At 64.2% G+C, this 17,500-nt stretch carries 20 protein-coding genes and 1 tRNA gene; 2 read left to right on the top strand and 19 right to left on the bottom strand.

Going from position 1 to position 17,500, the window contains the following annotated elements; translation table 11 throughout:
- Window positions 1-217: 217 nt before the first annotated feature.
- The 7 genes from ACVIIW_RS29220 to ACVIIW_RS29250 all read right to left on the bottom strand — a co-directional run bounded on the left by ACVIIW_RS29220 (window position 218) and on the right by ACVIIW_RS29250 (window position 4,960).
- Window positions 218-295 (bottom strand) — tRNA-Pro (locus tag ACVIIW_RS29220).
- Between the two features lie 111 nt (window positions 296-406).
- Window positions 407-991 carry a MerR family transcriptional regulator gene (locus tag ACVIIW_RS29225; RefSeq protein WP_456703884.1) on the bottom strand — a complete coding sequence of 195 codons (585 nt, stop codon included), beginning with the start codon at window positions 989-991 and terminating at the stop codon, window positions 407-409.
- Window positions 992-1,017: 26 nt separating this feature from the next.
- Window positions 1,018-1,359, bottom strand: coding sequence for an integration host factor subunit alpha (locus tag ACVIIW_RS29230; RefSeq protein ID WP_177243187.1), 342 nt, complete (start codon window positions 1,357-1,359; stop codon window positions 1,018-1,020).
- A gap of 133 nt (window positions 1,360-1,492) precedes the next feature.
- Window positions 1,493-2,473, bottom strand: a complete 981-nt coding sequence (locus ACVIIW_RS29235; protein WP_456703885.1) for a beta-ketoacyl-ACP synthase III — start codon at window positions 2,471-2,473, stop codon at window positions 1,493-1,495.
- A complete protein-coding gene (gene plsX / locus ACVIIW_RS29240) occupies window positions 2,470-3,531 on the bottom strand; it encodes a phosphate acyltransferase PlsX (RefSeq protein WP_456703886.1) in 1,062 nt (353 codons plus the stop codon). The genes ACVIIW_RS29235 and plsX overlap by 4 nt, the downstream gene beginning before the upstream one ends.
- A gap of 296 nt (window positions 3,532-3,827) precedes the next feature.
- Window positions 3,828-4,409: a YceD family protein gene (locus ACVIIW_RS29245; RefSeq protein ID WP_456703887.1), complete on the bottom strand. Its 582-nt coding sequence runs from the start codon at window positions 4,407-4,409 to the stop codon at window positions 3,828-3,830.
- Window positions 4,406-4,960: a ubiquinol-cytochrome C chaperone family protein gene (locus ACVIIW_RS29250; RefSeq protein ID WP_456703888.1), complete on the bottom strand. Its 555-nt coding sequence runs from the start codon at window positions 4,958-4,960 to the stop codon at window positions 4,406-4,408. Before ACVIIW_RS29250 ends, ACVIIW_RS29245 begins: the two co-directional genes overlap by 4 nt.
- A gap of 98 nt (window positions 4,961-5,058) precedes the next feature.
- Between ACVIIW_RS29250 and ACVIIW_RS29255 the strand changes: the two genes are divergently transcribed.
- A complete protein-coding gene (locus tag ACVIIW_RS29255; RefSeq protein ID WP_456703889.1) occupies window positions 5,059-5,544 on the top strand; it encodes an outer membrane protein assembly factor BamE in 486 nt (161 codons plus the stop codon).
- A gap of 130 nt (window positions 5,545-5,674) precedes the next feature.
- On the top strand, window positions 5,675-6,688 hold the full coding sequence (locus ACVIIW_RS29260) for a Bug family tripartite tricarboxylate transporter substrate binding protein (RefSeq protein ID WP_456703890.1): 1,014 nt from the start codon (window positions 5,675-5,677) through the stop codon (window positions 6,686-6,688).
- A 195-nt stretch (window positions 6,689-6,883) separates the two neighbouring features.
- Here the strand turns inward: ACVIIW_RS29260 and ACVIIW_RS29265 are convergent, their stop codons facing one another.
- The 12 genes from ACVIIW_RS29265 to ACVIIW_RS29320 all read right to left on the bottom strand — a co-directional run bounded on the left by ACVIIW_RS29265 (window position 6,884) and on the right by ACVIIW_RS29320 (window position 17,439).
- Entirely contained in the window at window positions 6,884-9,004 is a 2,121-nt protein-coding gene (locus ACVIIW_RS29265; protein WP_456703891.1) for a sodium-translocating pyrophosphatase, read from the bottom strand.
- Between the two features lie 237 nt (window positions 9,005-9,241).
- Window positions 9,242-10,240, bottom strand: a complete 999-nt coding sequence (thiL, locus tag ACVIIW_RS29270; protein ID WP_456703892.1) for a thiamine-phosphate kinase — start codon at window positions 10,238-10,240, stop codon at window positions 9,242-9,244.
- A 29-nt stretch (window positions 10,241-10,269) separates the two neighbouring features.
- Window positions 10,270-10,764 (bottom strand): transcription antitermination factor NusB, encoded by a 495-nt coding sequence (gene nusB / locus ACVIIW_RS29275; RefSeq protein ID WP_092228693.1) that lies wholly within the window; start codon window positions 10,762-10,764, stop codon window positions 10,270-10,272.
- Window positions 10,765-10,767: 3 nt separating this feature from the next.
- Window positions 10,768-11,259 (bottom strand): 6,7-dimethyl-8-ribityllumazine synthase, encoded by a 492-nt coding sequence (gene ribH, locus ACVIIW_RS29280; RefSeq protein WP_092228692.1) that lies wholly within the window; start codon window positions 11,257-11,259, stop codon window positions 10,768-10,770.
- 99 nt (window positions 11,260-11,358) lie between these two features.
- The gene (locus tag ACVIIW_RS29285) at window positions 11,359-11,967 is read right to left on the bottom strand and encodes a riboflavin synthase (protein ID WP_456703893.1); all 609 of its coding nucleotides are present in this window, start codon (window positions 11,965-11,967) and stop codon (window positions 11,359-11,361) included.
- Window positions 11,967-13,115 carry a bifunctional diaminohydroxyphosphoribosylaminopyrimidine deaminase/5-amino-6-(5-phosphoribosylamino)uracil reductase RibD gene (gene ribD / locus ACVIIW_RS29290; protein WP_456703894.1) on the bottom strand — a complete coding sequence of 383 codons (1,149 nt, stop codon included), beginning with the start codon at window positions 13,113-13,115 and terminating at the stop codon, window positions 11,967-11,969. Before ribD ends, ACVIIW_RS29285 begins: the two co-directional genes overlap by 1 nt.
- Window positions 13,112-13,594, bottom strand: a complete 483-nt coding sequence (gene nrdR, locus ACVIIW_RS29295; RefSeq protein ID WP_456703895.1) for a transcriptional regulator NrdR — start codon at window positions 13,592-13,594, stop codon at window positions 13,112-13,114. The genes ribD and nrdR overlap by 4 nt, the downstream gene beginning before the upstream one ends.
- Window positions 13,595-13,637: 43 nt before the next feature.
- Window positions 13,638-14,936 carry a serine hydroxymethyltransferase gene (gene glyA / locus ACVIIW_RS29300; protein ID WP_456703896.1) on the bottom strand — a complete coding sequence of 433 codons (1,299 nt, stop codon included), beginning with the start codon at window positions 14,934-14,936 and terminating at the stop codon, window positions 13,638-13,640.
- Window positions 14,937-15,190: 254 nt separating this feature from the next.
- The gene (locus ACVIIW_RS29305; RefSeq protein ID WP_456703897.1) at window positions 15,191-15,412 is read right to left on the bottom strand and encodes a hypothetical protein; all 222 of its coding nucleotides are present in this window, start codon (window positions 15,410-15,412) and stop codon (window positions 15,191-15,193) included.
- Window positions 15,413-15,449: 37 nt separating this feature from the next.
- Entirely contained in the window at window positions 15,450-15,686 is a 237-nt protein-coding gene (locus tag ACVIIW_RS29310) for a hypothetical protein (RefSeq protein ID WP_456703898.1), read from the bottom strand.
- Window positions 15,687-15,883: 197 nt separating this feature from the next.
- Entirely contained in the window at window positions 15,884-16,402 is a 519-nt protein-coding gene (gene ldtR, locus ACVIIW_RS29315; RefSeq protein WP_027529973.1) for a transcriptional regulator LdtR, read from the bottom strand.
- 539 nt (window positions 16,403-16,941) lie between these two features.
- A complete protein-coding gene (locus tag ACVIIW_RS29320; protein WP_456703899.1) occupies window positions 16,942-17,439 on the bottom strand; it encodes a DUF6163 family protein in 498 nt (165 codons plus the stop codon).
- Window positions 17,440-17,500: the final 61 nt, after the last annotated feature.

Consider the following 17,500-nt stretch of genomic DNA (forward strand, 5'->3'; position numbering starts at 1 on the left):
GAATGGAAGGGAATTGTCGTTGGGTCAGCGATTGCGTTGCTGTCAGTGTCCCTTTTGGCAGCCGATGCCCTCATGGACCTGAGCGCCAGCGCACTGATCAAACGCCTGCAGAGTGCAGAAGCCTCCTTCGTCGACACGATGGGGCAGCCGTTCCGAAAGCAGGACCTCGCTTGCCGACCCGCGATCCCGCAAGATTTTGGTCAATCTCTGAAGAAAATGGTCGGAGCGAGAGGATTTGAACCTCCGACCCCTAGTCTCCCAGACTAGTGCGCTAACCGGGCTGCGCCACGCTCCGAACGTCGTTCCATTAGCTAGGATCGCTGCTTTGCGCAAGGCGAGGCACACCATTTTGGTGCCTTCGCCCAAAGCCAACGGGAACAGGCCGCCAAGAGAGAGAAAAGCGCCCTCAGGCGTCCTTGAGCGCCTGGTCCAGCATCTCCCTGCAGGCGACGAGATCGCCGAGCACGCGTTCCAGCCGTTCCCGGTGCAGCGCACTGGGCCCTGCCGGCGCGGCCGCGGCGCCGCCCTTGCGGAAGGTGGTGAGGATGTCCTCGTCGTCGACCTCCGTGAAGCGGAAGTCGATGCCTTCCTCCTCATCGCCCTGGTAGTCGTCGTCGTCGGAATCTGCGCCATTGACGCCCTTGATGGGCGCCTCGTCGTCGGGCTCCATCAGGCTCGCCCCAATGGCGTCTTCGATGGCTCCGAACGAGACCGCGGCCGAGCCATCGGCCAGTCCCTGAACCGATTTGACGCCGTGCTCCTTGAGGATCCGCTGCACGCCGCGGATGGTGTAGCCCTCCCCATAGAGCAGACGACGGATGCCCTTGAGCAGATCGACGTCGTCGGGGCGGTAATAGCGGCGGCCGCCGCTGCGCTTCATCGGCTTGATCTGGGAAAAGCGGGTCTCCCAGAACCGCAGCACGTGCTGCGGAATGTCGAGTTCCTGCGCTACTTCGCTGATGGTTCGGAACGCATCCGGCGCCTTGTCCAAATGCCAAATCCTTCACGTAGGCGCGATTACGCCTCGGGTTGAGCCTTGCTGGCATCGCCATTGGTGCGGTGCTGGGCGTTGATCCGTTGCTTCAGGATCGCCGACGGCTTGAACACCATCACGCGGCGCGGGGAGATCGGTACCTCGGTGCCGGTCTTCGGATTACGGCCGATACGCTGGCCCTTCTTGCGAACCATGAAGGAGCCGAACGAGGACAGTTTCACCGTCTCGCCCTTTTCAAGGCAGTCGGTGATCTCCTTCAGCACGAGCTCCACGAAGGCGGACGATTCCGTGCGTGACAGACCCACCTTCTGGTAGACGGCCTCACAGAGATCAACACGCGTTACGGTTTTGCTTGTATCGGTCATCGCCCTGCCCCACATCACGGCGAACAATTGTTGTCTGAAATTAGGAGCTTACGTTACGGCGGTCAACACCGCTCATCAATGCAGACGCATTGATATCAGGCGCCGATTCGGGCAAAATTTTATCGATGTGGCTTTACCAGCGCACCAGGGCCGAGCCCCAGGTGAAGCCGCCGCCCATCGCCTCCAGCAAAACCAGGTCGCCACGCTTGATGCGGCCGTCCTTCCGCGCCACCGACAGCGCCAGCGGGATCGAGGCAGCCGAGGTGTTGCCGTGACGGTCCACGGTCAGCACCACTTTCTCCGGCGCGATGTGGAGCTTGTGGGCGGAGGCGTCGATGATTCGCTTGTTGGCCTGATGCGGCACGAACCAGTCGATGCTGTCCGCATTGAGCCCGGTTGCCTGGAACGCATCGACGATGACGTCGGTGATCATGCCGACCGCGTGCTTGAAGACCTCGCGGCCCTCCATGCGCAGATGGCCGACGGTCTGGGTCGAGGACGGCCCGCCGTCGACGAACAGCTTGCCCTTGTGGCGACCATCGGAGCGCAAATGCGCCGTCACCAGGCCTCGATCGGTGGCCGCGTTGCCCGGCTGCTCCTGGGCCTCGAGCACGACCGCACCGGCGCCGTCGCCGAACAGCACGCAGGTGCCGCGGTCGTTCCAGTCGAGAATCCGTGAGAAGGTCTCGGCACCGATCACCAGGGCGCGCTTGAACGCGCCGGTGCGCAGGAAATTGTCGGCGGTCGCAAGCGCAAACACGAAGCCCGAGCACACCGCCTGGAGGTCGAAGGCTGCGCCGTGATTGATGCCGAGCCCGTGCTGCACGGCGACCGCGGTCGCGGGAAACGTGTTGTCGGGCGTCGAGGTCGCGAGCACGATCAGCTCGATCGATTGCGCATCCACGCCGGCATCGCTGAGCGCCGCCTGCGCCGCCTCGAGCGCAAGATGCGAGGTGAACTCGCCGTCGGCCGCGATGTGCCGCTCGCGAATACCGGTGCGCTGGACGATCCACTCGTCGGATGTGTCGATGCGCGCCGCCAGTTGGGCATTGGTCAGCACCTGCTCCGGCAAATAGGAGCCGCAGCCCAGCACGACCGAACGAATCTTGGTCACGAAACATCCTCCGGCGCGGTTGGCACGGAACCGAGCGCACCCCCATCGCGGTTGAGCATCTGATTGATCTTGTTCAGAAGATCGAATTTGGCCATCTCATAACCAACATCGATCGCATAGGCAAAGCCTTCGGCGTTGATTCCGCCATGGCTCTTGACCACGAGCCCGTTCAGCCCGAGCAGCACGCCGCCATTTGACTTGTTCGGATCCATTTTGTCACGCAGCGCCTGGAAGGCATTGCGTGCAAAAAGATAACCGAGCCTGGACAGCCAGCTGCGCTGGATCTCGTTGCGGAGCAAGTCCGCCATCTGGCGTGCGGTTCCCTCGGCAGCCTTGAGCGCAATGTTGCCGCTGTACCCCTCGGTCACGATCACATCGGCCATTCCCTTGCCGATGCCATCGCCCTCGACGAAGCCGACATAGTCGAGCTCCGGCAGGTTCATCGTGCGCAGGATCTCTCCTGCCTCGCGAATCTCCTCGTGCCCTTTGATCTCTTCGGTCCCGATGTTGAGCAGGCCGACGGTCGGACGCTTCTTGTCGAACACCACGCTCGCCATGGCCGCCCCCATGACTGCGAGCGCCACCAGATGACGCGCATCGCCGCCGATTGTGGCGCCGAGATCGAGCACCACGGACGAGCCACGCGCGGTCGGCCATACGGCAGTGATCGCCGGGCGATCGATGCCGGGCAGCGTACGCAAATGGAAGCGCGCCATCGCCATCAGTGCGCCGGTATTGCCGGCGGATACGGCCACATCCGCCTCCCCCTTCTTCACCGCATCAATGGCAAGCCACATCGAGGAGGTCTTGCGGCCGCGGCGCAGCGCCTGGCTCGGCTTGTCCTCGCCGCTGACGGCGACGTCGGTATGGATGATCTTCGAGGCGGCCTTGAGCTTCGGATGGCGCCCGAGTTCGGGCTCGATCCTGGCGCGATCGCCGACCAGCAGGAATTCGGTCGCCGGGCGCCTGTCGAGCGAGATGGCGGCGCCTGGAATGACGACAGGGGCGCCGACGTCGCCCCCCATGGCGTCAAGCGCGATACGAACCTTGCTTGGCATCGAAATCCCGGAAACCTGGTCTGGCGCGGTCGTCAACGAGCGGGGCCGCGGAATGGGCTCGCCATGGACATGGCGACCGGCCAAGCGCCACGCCGCACCCGGACCGGGGCGGACAATAGCGTTTTGTTATCCCGAAACAACCTCTTGCCCCCAGTCTTTTGGATCGAGAGCGATCAGCTGGCGGGCCCGGAAATTCCCAGGAAACACTTGGGAATCAAGTAGATAAACCAGCCTTTGAAACCCCTGCCGCAAACACCTCACCCCTCAAAGCAAGGTGGTCTTACGGGAACGCCCTTCTATTTGCCTTTCTTCTTGCCCTGCTTGTTGTCCTGGAGCGCCTTCAGCGCCGCGAACGGATGGTCCTCGGGGTCGGGCGCGGTGATCTCGGCCTCGAACACGGCCCCCGGCTTGCGGGGATAAGGGTCGATCGCCAGGAACAGCGCGTCGGTCGCAATGCGGCCGAGGTCAATGATCCCGTTGACGATGGCTTCCGGCGGATCGACGACCTCCGGGGCATTATCGTCGTCCTGCCCTTCCTCGATCAAATCCTCCAGCCGCCGCGCTTCGGCCTCGGGCGCAAAAGTCAGATCGACCTCCTCATCGATCTCATTCTCGATCGGATCGAGCGTGACCACGCAGGTCTGGCCGACCTTAGCCCGCACACGGCCCGTAACCTGGACCCGGCCGCCGCTCTTCGGCGCGACGACGAAGTCGGCGTGAGCCGACAGGATCTCCCGGACTCCGGCGACACTGCCCATGGCCTGGCGTGCTGCCGCCGAGGCTTCGAGCTCACGGTGAAGTCCCGTATCGGGAATCTGCGCCACGATCACAGGCGAGCGCCAGGGATCGGCTTCGAATCCGGTCGACGATCGGTTCATGATGTCTCATCCTCGCCAAGCGATGCGGGAAACCTGATAGATCCGAGCAGGACTGCGGGATCGCCGGTCTGGCCGAGCTCCGCATTCGCCGCCACCGCGTAAGCGGCGAGCCGTCGCGCCCGGTCCATCCCGGTACCGTTCAAGATATTCTTGCAGATCGCCTGCCCAAGCGCCTCGGCGCCTGCTTCGATCGCCTGGTCATACGCCTGAATGCGGCCGTAAAAAGCCTCCCCGAAGGCCCGCATCCGCTTCGGGACGGTCTGGTCGCCAACGCCCATCTCGCGCAGATTGTCATCCATGTCTTCGCAGAAGCGGTCGAACAGGGCCTGCGACAGTTCTACCCCGCCCTGGGCGACGTTTCGCAGCCGCCGCAGCACCAGCCAGAGGTGCAAGAGCAACAGGTCGAAACGGCCATTAACCGTGTCCGGCACGCCCAAGTCCCGGTAAAATATGGGTTCTCGCGCCTGCGTCACGATCATGCCATAGATGGTCTCAATGGTGCCGGCCGGGGCTAGCCGGGGTTTCCTGAAGTGATTGAACGGCCAAAGCATTGTGGTTTCCGCAAGCGGGCGCGCGCGAGTTGCATTCAGACGCCCTGCCCGGTACTTCAGCGCCTCGCGCGACGCAAGGGGACGGAATCAGTTCCGCTATGACGATAACGAACCAGACCAGCCTGCGCCGGGACAAGCGGCGCGGCCTTCATGCGTGCTGGCGTGGCCTGCGCATGCTCGCGGCCGTGACGCTCGTCGGCGCCGCACTCGCAGGCTGCACCGGTGAACAGTTCCAGAAGGGCTACATCCTGCCGCCGGGCGCACTCGAACAGATTCCGATCGGCGCGAGCCAGGATCAGGTGCTGATCGTGATGGGCACGCCCTCGACGGTCGCGACCCTTGACGGTGAAGTGTTCTACTACATCTCGCAGCGCTCGGAACGCATGGTCGCCTTCATGAACCAGAAGGTCGTCGACCAGCGTGTGATCGCGATCTATTTCGACAAGAACCGGCGCGTACGCCGGCTTGCGAATTACGGCCTCCAGGATGGCAAGATCTTCGACTCCATCAGCCGGACCACGCCGACGTCGGGTCAGGAGATGAGCTACCTCGCGCCGCTGTTCAAGCTGCTCAGCTTCAACTGAGATCGTGAACTGAGGCTATCTGCCTGCGGCTTCGTGACGCTCTCGGAACGACGCTGTCGGTCGCAGGCGACTTGTCGTTGTGCACCCCGTTCCCTACGCTCCCCGCAAACAAGAAGCTGGGAGTGGAATTGTGCCCAAGAACCGTCCGAACGGATTTTTGACCCGTCGCCGTGTGCTTGCGGGAGCCGCGGGCCTCTCCGCCGCCGCCATCCTGCCGCGATCGAGCCTTGCGGACTGGAGGCCGACAGAGAACATCCGCGTCATCGTGCCGGCTGCGGCGGGCGGCTCAACCGACGTGATGGGTCGGCTGCTCGCCGCCCATCTCCAATCCGCCTGGGGGCAGACAGCGGTTGTCGAAAATCGCTCCGGCGGCGGTGGCACGATCGGGACCGCCGAGGTGGTTCGCTCCAAGGCCAACGGCCACACCATCCTGATCGGCAACCCCGGTCCGAACGCGATCGCCTACAGCATCTTCAAGAACCTCAGCTACAAGCCCGACCAGCTCCAGCCTGTCAGCAACATGATCCGGATTCCGAATATCGTGTCGGCGCATCCGAAGACCGGCATCAAATCGGTCGCCGAGCTGATTGCGTTTCTCAAGGCCAATCCCGACAAGCTCAGCTACGCTTCATCGGGCGTCGGTCAAAGTCCTCACCTCACCGGCGCCTGGTTTCTTCAGCTCACCGGACTGAAGATGACTCATATCCCGTTCCGCGGCGCTGGCCCCGCGCTCCAGGCCGCCCTCGCCGGCGATATCCAGATCCTGTTCGACAATCTCTATCCGAGCCTGCCGCAGGTTCAGAACGGCACGCTCACCGGCCTCTGCGTCACCACGACCGCGCGCAGCGACCTCGCACCCGATCTGCCGACGATGCGCGAGAGCGCGCCGGAGCTTGCGAATTTCGACGTATCGTCCTGGTTCTCGGTCTTCCTGCCGAAGGGTGTGCCGCCGGCAGCTCTCGAAGCGCTCAATCTCCAGGTCAAGGCGATGCTGGAGCGCGACGACATCAGGAAGAACATCGCTGCCATGGGGGCGCGCGCCGACTACGGCACGCCCGAGCAGTTCGCCGCCTTCGTGGACGCCGAGACGAAGAAGTTCGCCGACATCATCCAGAAGGAAGGATTGCAGATGGACGTGCAGTAGCTCGCTCCACGGTCATTGCGAGCAATCCGGTATCTGTCCGCGGAAAGACCCTGGATTGCTTCGTCGCACCGGCGCAAAATTGCTTCGCAATTTTGTCGCGGGCTCCTCGCAATGACGTGGAGAGAGATTGCGCCCCACCAAACAAAAACCCCGCGGCTTTCGCCGCGGGATTTTGTCTTTTGTCGTTGATGCCGCTCAGTGCGCCAGGATCGCCAGCAGCAGCAAGGCCACGATGTTGGTGATCTTGATCATCGGGTTCACCGCAGGGCCGGCCGTGTCCTTGTAGGGATCGCCGACGGTGTCGCCGGTCACCGCCGACTTGTGGGCATCAGAACCCTTGCCGCCGAAATGACCGTCCTCGATGTACTTCTTGGCGTTGTCCCAGGCGCCGCCGCCCGAGGTCATGGAGATCGCGACGAACAGGCCCGTCACGATCACGCCGAGCAGCATCGCGCCGACGGCCGAGAACGCAGCCGACTTGCCGGCGGCGCCGCCGCCCGCGATCGCGTAGATCAGGAAGTAGACGACGATCGGCGACAGCACCGGGAGCAGCGAGGGGATGATCATTTCCTTGATCGCCGCGCGGGTGAGCAGGTCGACCGCCTTGCCGTAGTCGGGCTTGTCCGTGCCCTGCATGATGCCCGGCTTCTCGCGGAACTGACGGCGCACTTCCTCGACGATTGCGCCGGCCGCACGCCCGACCGCCGTCATGCCCATCGCGCCGAACAGATACGGCAGCAAACCGCCGAACAACAGGCCGACAACCACATACGGGTTGTTGAGCGAGAAATCCGGGTTGACGCCGGCGAAGTAGGGATGGTCGGCCGAGCCCGCAACGAAGAACTTGAGGTCCTGGTTGTAGGCTGCGAACAGCACAAGGGCACCGAGACCGGCGGAGCCGATCGCGTAACCTTTGGTGACCGCCTTCGTCGTGTTGCCGACCGCGTCGAGCGCGTCGGTCGACTTGCGCACTTCCTTCGGTAGCCCCGCCATTTCGGCGATGCCGCCGGCGTTGTCAGTCACCGGACCGAAGGCGTCCAGCGCGACGACCATGCCGGCCAAGGCCAGCATGGTGGCGGTCGCGATGGCGATGCCGAACAGGCCGGCCAGGCTGTAGGTGACCAGGATGCCGGCGATGATGACGATCGCGGGCAACGCCGTCGCTTCCATCGAGACGGCGAGGCCCTGGATCACGTTGGTGCCGTGACCCGTGACCGAAGCCTGGGCGATCGACTTCACCGGACGGTAGTCGGTGCCGGTGTAGTACTCGGTGATCCAGATGATCAGCGCGGTGACGACGAGGCCGATGACGCCGCATTCAAACAGCGACATGCCGGTATAGTCGACGCCGTCGAGCTTGCCGAAGCCGATCAAATAGTAGATCACGCCGGCGATGCCGATCAGCGACAGGATGCCGGTTGCGATCAGGCCCTTGTAGAGCGCGCCCATGATCGACTGGCTGGGCCCGAGCTTCACGAAGAACGTGCCGATGATCGAGGTGATGATGCAGATGCCGCCGATGGCGAGCGGCAGCGTCATCATGTTGGCGAGGATCGGCGTCTTGGCGAAGAAGATGGCAGCGAGAACCATGGTGGCGACCGCGGTCACCGCATAGGTCTCGAACAGGTCGGCGGCCATGCCGGCGCAGTCGCCGACGTTGTCACCGACGTTGTCGGCGATGGTGGCCGGATTGCGCGGATCATCCTCGGGGATGCCGGCCTCGACCTTGCCGACGAGATCGCCGCCGACGTCCGCCCCCTTGGTGAAGATGCCGCCGCCGAGACGGGCGAAGATCGAGATCAGCGAGGCGCCGAAGCCGAGCGCCACCATGGCGTCGATGACGGTGCGGCTGTCAGGTGCGAGCTTCAGCGAGTGCACCAGGAAGCCGAAATAGAGCGTCACGCCCAACAGCGCGAGACCCGCCACCAGAAGGCCGGTAATCGCGCCCGCCTTGAAGGCGAGTTCGAGGCCGCCGGCGAGCGACGTCGTCGCAGCCTGGGCGGTGCGCACATTGGCGCGCACTGAGACGTTCATGCCGATGAAGCCGGCCGCCCCCGACAGGACGGCGCCGATCAGGAAGCCGATCGCGACATAGAGCCCAAGGAAAAAGGCAAGCAGCACGAAGATGACGATGCCGACGATGCCGATCGTGGTGTACTGGCGCCGGAGATAGGCCTGTGCGCCTTCACGCACCGCTCCCGCGATCTCCTGCATGCGCGGTGACCCCGCATCCGCACTCAACACCGAAGACGTCGCCCAAATCGCGTAGACGACGGAAAGCACTCCGCAGAGCACTATCAACCATAATGCTGTCATTTGATTTCTGCCTCAGATCCTTGATGAACGTACCCCCGCCGCCTCTTGTTTTCCGTCATGCGGTGCGGCGCCCTTATGCTGAACAGGGCTGCCCCTTGCGCGAAGAGGTAGCCCTAGTCGGTCACAAGCTTGCCAAAATCAAATTGATGGTGCAACGCCGGAAGAGAGTGAAAAAGCCGATCTCGGCAGGTAATTAGACCTAATGCCGAGCGCGCGACGGCTGGCGTGGCGCAGTGCCTAGAAGTGGCTAAAAGACAACCGCTTCAAGGCCAGTTCCTGGCCCTGCCCATCCAGAAAGCGTGGCCGCTCGTAGCCGGCGACGATCGTGCCGATCGCCGTGACGGCAAGGCCGGCCACCCGCCCGGCGGCGATCAGCGCATCGCTCCGTGCCGGCGGGACCGTGCACAACACTTCGTAATCGTCGCCCCCGGCAAGCAGCGTCTCAACACAAATGGCATTGCGGTCGAGCAGGCCGGCCGCGGCGGCCGAGAGGGGTACGCTCGCCAGACCGACGGTGGCCGAAACGCCGGATGCTGCACAGAGTTTGGTCAGGTCGCCGGCAAGCCCGTCGGAGACGTCCATCGCCGCTGTCGCATGGTCACGCACAGCCTGCGCCAACACATTGCGGGGCTGGGGGATCCGATAGCGCGAAACGAGAGCTTCTCTTGCTGCGGGATCGGACGCGAGCGCGGTGGCGGCCGGGCCTCCGGTGAGCACGTCCAGCCCGAGCGCGGCATCGCCGATCGTGCCCGTCACCAGGATAATATCGCCCGGTCGCGCTCCGGTGCGGCCAACCATCCGCCCCGTCGGCACGCGGCCGAAGGCGGTGATCGAGATCATCTGCGGCCCCGGTGTCGACACCGTGTCGCCGCCGAGCAGCGGGCAGGCGAAAGTTTTCACGTCCTCGCCGAGCGCATCCGCGAACGGCCTGAGCCAGGCGTCCTCCTTGCTGCGCAGCGCCAGCGTCAGCACGAAGCCGGCCGGGCTCGCGCCCTTGGCGGCGAGATCGGACAGGTTCACCCGCAGTGCCTTGCGCGCGATGGTGTCGGGGGGATCGGTGGCAAGATAATGCACGCCCTCGACCACGGCATCGGTGGTGACGACAATGTCGTCGCCTGACGAGGACAGCACCGCGGCGTCGTCCACCAGTGCGAACGCACCGGGATCAGTCGCCAACGGCTTGAAATAGCGAGCGATCAGGGAATCTTCGCCGGAGGGATCGTTCGGAGTGGTCATCGGTGTCAACTCCAACCGCCGGCGTCGCCCTACCCCCGCCCGAACTCGTCACCGCGAAACTGGCGGCCGATCTGGTCGAGCACGGCGTTGACCATTCCGGTCTCCTCGCGGTCGACGAAAGCATTCGCGACGTCGACATATTCGGAGATCACGACGCGGCCCGGCACATCCTTGCGGTGCTCCAGTTCGTAGGCCCCTGCCCGCAACACCGCGCGCAGGATGGCTTCGATCCGCTTCAAGGGCCAGCCCTTGGACAGCGCCTCGTCGATCAGCGGATCGAGCTTCTTCTGGTCGCGCACGACGCCGGAGACGACGTCGCGGAAAAATGCGGCTTCCGCAGGCAGGTACGTGTCGCCCTCGACCTCGTTGCCGAGCCAGTGGCTTTCGAACTCCGCAAAGATGTCGTTGATGCCGGCGCCGGCGATATCCATTTGATAGAGCGCCTGGACGGCTGCGAGCCGCGCCGCACCGCGCCGGTTCGCTTTCTTCTCCGCAAGCCCCGCCGGTTTCCTGATGTCAGCCATGGCTCAGGCCCGCGCCAGACGGCGCTTGATGCGAAGCATCGCCAGCGCCGCACGCGCGGCATCGCCGCCCTTGTTGAGCTCGCTGGCGCGCGCCCGCGCCCAGGCCTGGTCCTCGTTGTTGACGGTGAGGATGCCGTTGCCGAGCGGCAACTTGCGCGCCACAGCGAGGTCCATCAGCGCACGCGAGGATTCCTGCGAGACGATCTCGAAATGGATGGTGTCGCCGCGGATCACGCAACCGAGCGCAATCACCGCATCATAAGGCTTGCCGTTCGCCGCAGCCGCGTCGACTGCGATCGCCACCGCCGCCGGGATCTCCAACGCGCCGGGAACCGTGATGACGTCATGGGTCAGGCCGGCCGCCTTCAACTCGGTCACCGCGCCATCCAGAAGCGCGTCCTGGAGATCGTCATAGAACCGTGCCTCGACCACCAGCGCACGCGCGCCGGAAATATCGGTCTGGTCCTTCAGGGGTGCGCGCCGCGCGTCTGCCATCGTCTCAATCCGTTTCGTCTAGTCGTCTCTTGGGTCGGCGCGTTATGTAGTCGCCGCAGGCGTGTAAGCCAAGTTTTAAAGCAGGGCCGGCTTTACCGGTCACTTCATTTCCGTCAGCCGCGCCGCATAGCGGGCCATCAGATCGACCTCGATATTGACCTCGCTGCCTGCCTTCCAGCCGCCGATCGTCGTGACGTCGAGCGTATGCGGGATGATCAGCACCGAAAAGGTCGCGTCATCAACCGTATTGACGGTCAGCGAGACGCCATCGAGCGTAATCGAGCCCTTGGTGGCGATGAAGCGCGCCAGCTCCCGCGTCGTCGAGAGCTCGAACCGCGCCATGTCGGGCAGGTCCTCGCGGCTGACGATGCTGGCGACGCCGTCGACGTGGCCGGCGACGATGTGACCGCCGAGCTCGTCGCCGATCTTGAGCGCACGCTCGAGATTGAGCCTCGTGCCCACCTTCCAGCGCTTGGCCGTCGTCAGCGCCAGCGTCTCGGCGGCGGCATCGACGTCGAACCAGGTTTTGCCGTCAGCGACGCCGGAGGCGACCACGGTGAGGCAGACGCCGTTGTTGGCGATCGAAGCGCCGTCGGCGATGGTGGTCTGATCGTAGCTGCAGGCAATGCGCAGGCGGTGCAATTGCCCCTGCGCCACCGGCTTGACGCTGACGATCTCGCCGATATCGGTGACAATGCCAGTGAACATTAAGCGCGCTCGTAGATGGTGAGAGTATCGGGGCCGAATGTCTCGCTAGCATGAACCTTGTAGGCCTGCGACTGCGTGATTTTCGACAGGGGCAATGCATCGAGCGCATCGACCCCACCAGCCCCCACCTCTTCCGCCCCGCGGAACAGCCAGATCTCGTCGACGAGGTCGGCAGACACGAAGGATGCCGCAACGCGGCTGCCGCCCTCGACCATCAGCCGCGTGATGCCCTTCTCGGCGAGCGCGTGCAGCACGGCCGGAAGGTCGAGGCCGGCTGCACCGTTCGGCGGCATGCGCATGATTTGCGCACCGGCGGCGCCGAGGCGGGTTGCTGCGGCTGCTTCCGCAAGCTCTGAACCCACGACCCAAAGCGGCGCCTCGCGCGCGGAGCGCACGAGTTGGCTGGAAGCCGGAATCCGCAAATTCCGGTCGAGGACAACACGCAACGGAGAACGCGCTTCCATGCCGGGCAGGCGGCAATTGAGCTGCGGATCATCGGCCAGCACCGTGCCGATGCCGACCAGGATCGCGTCGCTCGAGGCGCGCAGGAGATGCACCCGGTCGCGGACGGCATCGCCGGTGATCGCGAGCCGCTTGCCGCCTTCAGCGCCGATCTTGCCGTCGGGCGAGACGGCAAGCTTCAGGATCACGTGCGGACGCTTGTCACGGATGCGGCGGAAATGGCCGGCGTGGTCGAACGCGGCCTCCGCCGCGCACAGGCCCACATCCACAGTCATGCCTGCGGCGCGCAGGCGCGCGTGCCCCTGCCCCGCGACCTCAGGATTTGGATCCTCGATCGCCGCGACGACGCGCTTGATGCCGGCGGCGATCACCGCATCGGCGCAGGGCGGCGACTTGCCGAAATGCGAGCATGGCTCGAGGGTGACGTAAAGCGTCGCACCGCGCGCGGCCTCGCCTGCCCGCCGTAGCGCTTCAACCTCGGCATGCGGCCGTCCACCGGGCTGCGTCCAGCCGCGGCCGACGATCACTCCGTCCCTGACGATGACGGCGCCGACGGCCGGATTGGGCCAGGTGCGCCCCTGCCCGCGCCGACCGAGCGCCAGCGCCAGCTGCATGTAACGGCGGTCGGCGTCCTTGGACTCGCGGATCTTCCGGGCGAACTGATCTTCCAGGATGCGGAAGATCATTTGCGCATCGCGGCGAGCCGCGCTTCCTCCTCACCGGAGAGCTCGCCGAGCACCTCGGCGAAATCCTTGGCCTCGCGGAAATTGCGGTAGACCGAGGCGAAGCGCACATAGGCGACGTCGTCGAGCGTGCGCAGATGCTCCATCACGGTCTCGCCGATCACCTCGGAGGAAATCTCGGCCTCACCGCCGGTCTCGAGCTCGCGCACGATGGTGGAGACCATCTTCTCCACCCTTTCAGGCTCGACCGGCCGCTTGCGCAACGAGATCGAGACCGAGCGCATCAGCTTGTCGCGGTCGAACGGTACGCGGCGGCCGTTGCGCTTGATCACCGTGAGCTCGCGCAGCTGCACGCGCTCGAAGGTGGTGAAGCGGAAATTGCAGGCGATGCACACGCGCCGCCTGCGGATGACGGAAGAATCCTCGGTCGGACGCGAGTCCTTTACCTGCGTGTCGAGACTGTTGCAGTTCGGGCAGCGCATCCGTTTGCCTTGATCCTTTGACTTCAGCCTTTATCTTGGCCTCTTACTGATAGATCGGGAAGCGGTCGGTGAGCGCCTTGACCCGTTCCTTGATCGCAGCTTCCACCAGCGGCGCCTTGCCGTCGTCGGATTGCGCGATCGCGTTGAGGACCTCGGCGATCATGCCGCCGACCTGCTGGAATTCAGCGACGCCGAAGCCGCGGGTCGTCGCCGCCGGGGTGCCCAGACGGATACCGGAGGTCACGAACGGCGACTCCGGGTCGAACGGAATGCCGTTCTTGTTGCAGGTGATGGCGGCGCGAACCAGCGCCTTCTCCGAGGCGTTGCCCTTCAGGCCCTTCGGCCTGAGGTCGACCAGCATCAGATGGTTATCGGTGCCGCCGGAGACAATATCGAAGCCATGGCTCTTCATCGCCTCGGCGAGTGCCTTGGCGTTCTCGACGACGTTCTTCGCATAGACCTTGAAGTCCGGACGCAGCGCCTCACCGAAGGCCACGGCCTTTGCCGCGATCACATGCATCAGCGGGCCGCCCTGCAGGCCCGGGAAGATCGCCGAATTGAATTTCTTGGTCAGCGCCTCGTCATTCCACAGCATGAGGCCGCCGCGCGGACCGCGCAGCGATTTGTGCGTCGTGGTGGTGGTGACGTGGGCATGCGGCACAGGCGAGGCATGCACGCCACCGGCGACGAGGCCCGCGAAGTGCGCCATGTCGACCAGCAGATAGGCGCCGACCGAGTCCGCGATCTCACGGAAGCGCTTGAAATCCCAGGCGCGCGAATAAGCCGAGCCGCCGGCCACGATCAGCTTCGGCTTGACCTCTTCGGCCTGCTTGGCGACTGCGTCCATGTCGATGATCTGGTCCTCGCGGCGCACGGTGTAGTGCGCGGCCTTGAACCACTTGCCGCTCATGTTGACGGGTGAGCCGTGAGTGAGATGGCCGCCGGCCGCGAGGTCGAGGCCCATGAAGGTGTCGCCGGGCTGGAGCAGCGCCAGGAACACCGCCTGGTTCATCTGGCTGCCGGAATTCGGCTGCACGTTGGCGAACTTGGCGCCGAACAGCTTCTTGGCGCGATCGATCGCGAGGTTCTCGGCGACGTCGACCCACTCACAACCGCCGTAGTAGCGCGCGCCCGGATAACCTTCCGCATATTTGTTGGTCATCACCGAACCCTGCGCCTCCAGCACGGCCCGGCTGACGATGTTCTCGGAGGCGATCAGCTCGACTTCATGGCGCTGCCGGCCGAGTTCGCCCTTGATGGCGGCGGCGATTTCCGGGTCGGCCTGATCGAGCGAGGCGGTGAAAAACGAATCGGGCGCGGAGGCGGTCTTGGCTGAGGTCATCTTGCGAATATCTCCACCGCCGCAGCCTTTTGGCAGGCTACGGGGGTCTTGGTGTGGCGATCGGAAGCGGCGAGCGCGATCTACCACATCGCCCGCAACAGGCCAAGCATTTGCGGGTCGGGCGTGACATTTATGCAAGATATGGTGGGGATTTATGGATTGGGGCGATCGGACGGCCGCAGAACCACCTGCTCGCCGGTCACCCGGAAAGGTCCGATCTGGACCTCAACAATCCAGTGGTCGCGGTGCTCCGTCTACAGCCCGGTATACCCCGCCTTCACCGGGTCCACGCTGCCGTCGAGCTGGCGCAGATAGGTCAGGCCGCAGACCGTCAACCTGTGGGTGTCCTTCTCGCCGGCTTCCATCAGGGTGGTGAGGTAGTTCGTCACCTTTTCCCGCGCCTCGTCGCTCGCCGCCGCCGTGCGATTGGCGAGCAGGTCATAGGTCTTCATGATGCGGTCGATGGCAGCTTCCATGGCACCCTCTGGTTCATCGATGTTTTGGGAATCTTGATCAGGCAACCGCTCTTGCCTCGGCCTGCGCCTCAAACCTCACGATCGCCTTGTTGGCGAGCCTGATCTTGTTGGATTCGCCGTGCTGGAGCAGCGTGACGATGATCTCGAGCAGGCGTTCGTTGGTGGCGAGCGTGTCGGCGATCGCACCGGAGCGGCGGAGGTAATTCGCGGCGATCGCGTAGGCATCGCTCACGAGTTCGACGTTCATTGCCTGCAACCCGCGCTCGACGAGCATCGCGTCCTCCGATCCGCAGGGACAACCGCGACGCGTAGAACCGGTTCCGCTGATCAGGCACTTTTTTCGCGAGTGCGAAAAGCACAACGCGCACCGGTCCGGAACAAGCCGGGCCGGCGCGCTGGGGAAGCCAGGCACGTTGGGGAGGCCTGCCGGTCTTGTCGAGGGCCGGCTTGGCCTTGATCCCGTTTTGAAACTCAGAGCCGATACAGGATCTGGTCGGTCCAGAACCGCTCGAGGCGGTGCAGCGACTTGTTGAGGGTCGAGAACTCCTCGCCGGAGATGCCGCCGACCTGTTCCACGGTCTTGACGTGCTTCTGGTACAGGCTGTCGACGATGCGGCGGACTTCCTGGCCCTGCGGCGTCAGGCGGATGCGCACCGAGCGGCGGTCAACGCGCGAGCGCTGATGATCGAGGAAACCGAGCTCGACGAGCTTCTTCAGATTGTAGGAGACGTTGGAGCCGAGATAGTAGCCGCGCGTGCGCAGCTCGCCCGCGGTCAGCTCCTTGTCGCCGATGTTATAGAGCAGGAGCGCCTGCACGGAATTGATGTCGGCGCGGCCACGACGATCGAACTCGTCCTTGATCACATCGAGGAGCCGGCGATGCAGCCGCTCCACCAGAGTCAATGCTTCCAGATAGAGCGACTGCACCGAACCCTGCGGGCCCGAAACGCGCTCTGCGGTATCTGCCGCAGTTGCGACGGCTTTCATCATGACACTTCCCCTGTTGTCGTTTTTATCGACACTCATTCGACGAAACTTGTGTCCCGTCTGATAGGTGCAACTTAAGGGGGGCGTTTGAAGATCGGCTTAAATAAGAGAATAAAGAGATCATGAATTTAAGACAGTGAATTGCGGATTAAGCCTGTCCCACAAGCACTTTTCGCAACCGTCTGTTGACCGTGGCAAGGTCCTGTTCACCGTCCGTCCGCACCATCTGTCACATTCCAGAACAGCCCCGCCACGTTTCGAAACGCACGCGTAACGGCTGTGGCGGATAGCGCTAGGTCAACGAAAACTTACCTCGAATTTTACGAAACCAGCGGTCAACCAAGCGCAGCACTCTCATCTCCCGGACCAGCGCCGCGAAGCGGCGCGCAGGGCCGGGAGCCAGAACGCCGCAAACGAGATCGGAGAGATTTCGGGCCCAGGCTCAGCAGCGCATCACCATGGTGCGTCGGAGACACGCTTAAACACACTGTTGGTGCTGCGCCTGTCCGGGGCACAGAATGTGCGTGTTGGAAACGTCTGCGCTACGGCGGCCGTTCGCGCGCTGCCATCCAGGCGAGTGCGAGATAAGCGGCGAGCATGAAGGCTTCGACGCCGACCACGACGAGGCTGCCTCCATAGATCCCCGGGAACATCAGCTCGATCACTGCCATCGAGACCACGGTCGTGAGCCACACCACGGCTCCCCAGGGCGTGGCGAGCCACAGGCCGACGGCGGCGACGAGCTCGATGACGGCGAAATAGATGGTCGAGGCCTGCCAGGCCATCGACTGGTTTTCGAAGGCCTCCTCCTCGCCGCCGACAAAGCCGGTCACCTGTGCCCAGTGATACAGGCCCTTGAGGATCGACAGCAGCGCCATGACCCGCAGGAATAGCACCAGGCGGCGGGTCCAGACATTGTCGTCGGAGTCGGGCCGCTCCGAAGAGATCGCCGCCACAGACAATGCACTGTCGCGGGCGCCGTCCCTGACGGCATCCCTGGCATTGTCGCGGGCCGCATCACGGGTGGAAATCTCGGGCATCGCCCCTTCTGGCTGTTTCGCCACGCAAAATCAATCGGCTGCCATCGCCTTGCGGGAGGTC

The sequence above is a fragment of the Bradyrhizobium sp. USDA 4449 genome (assembly GCF_054056275.1).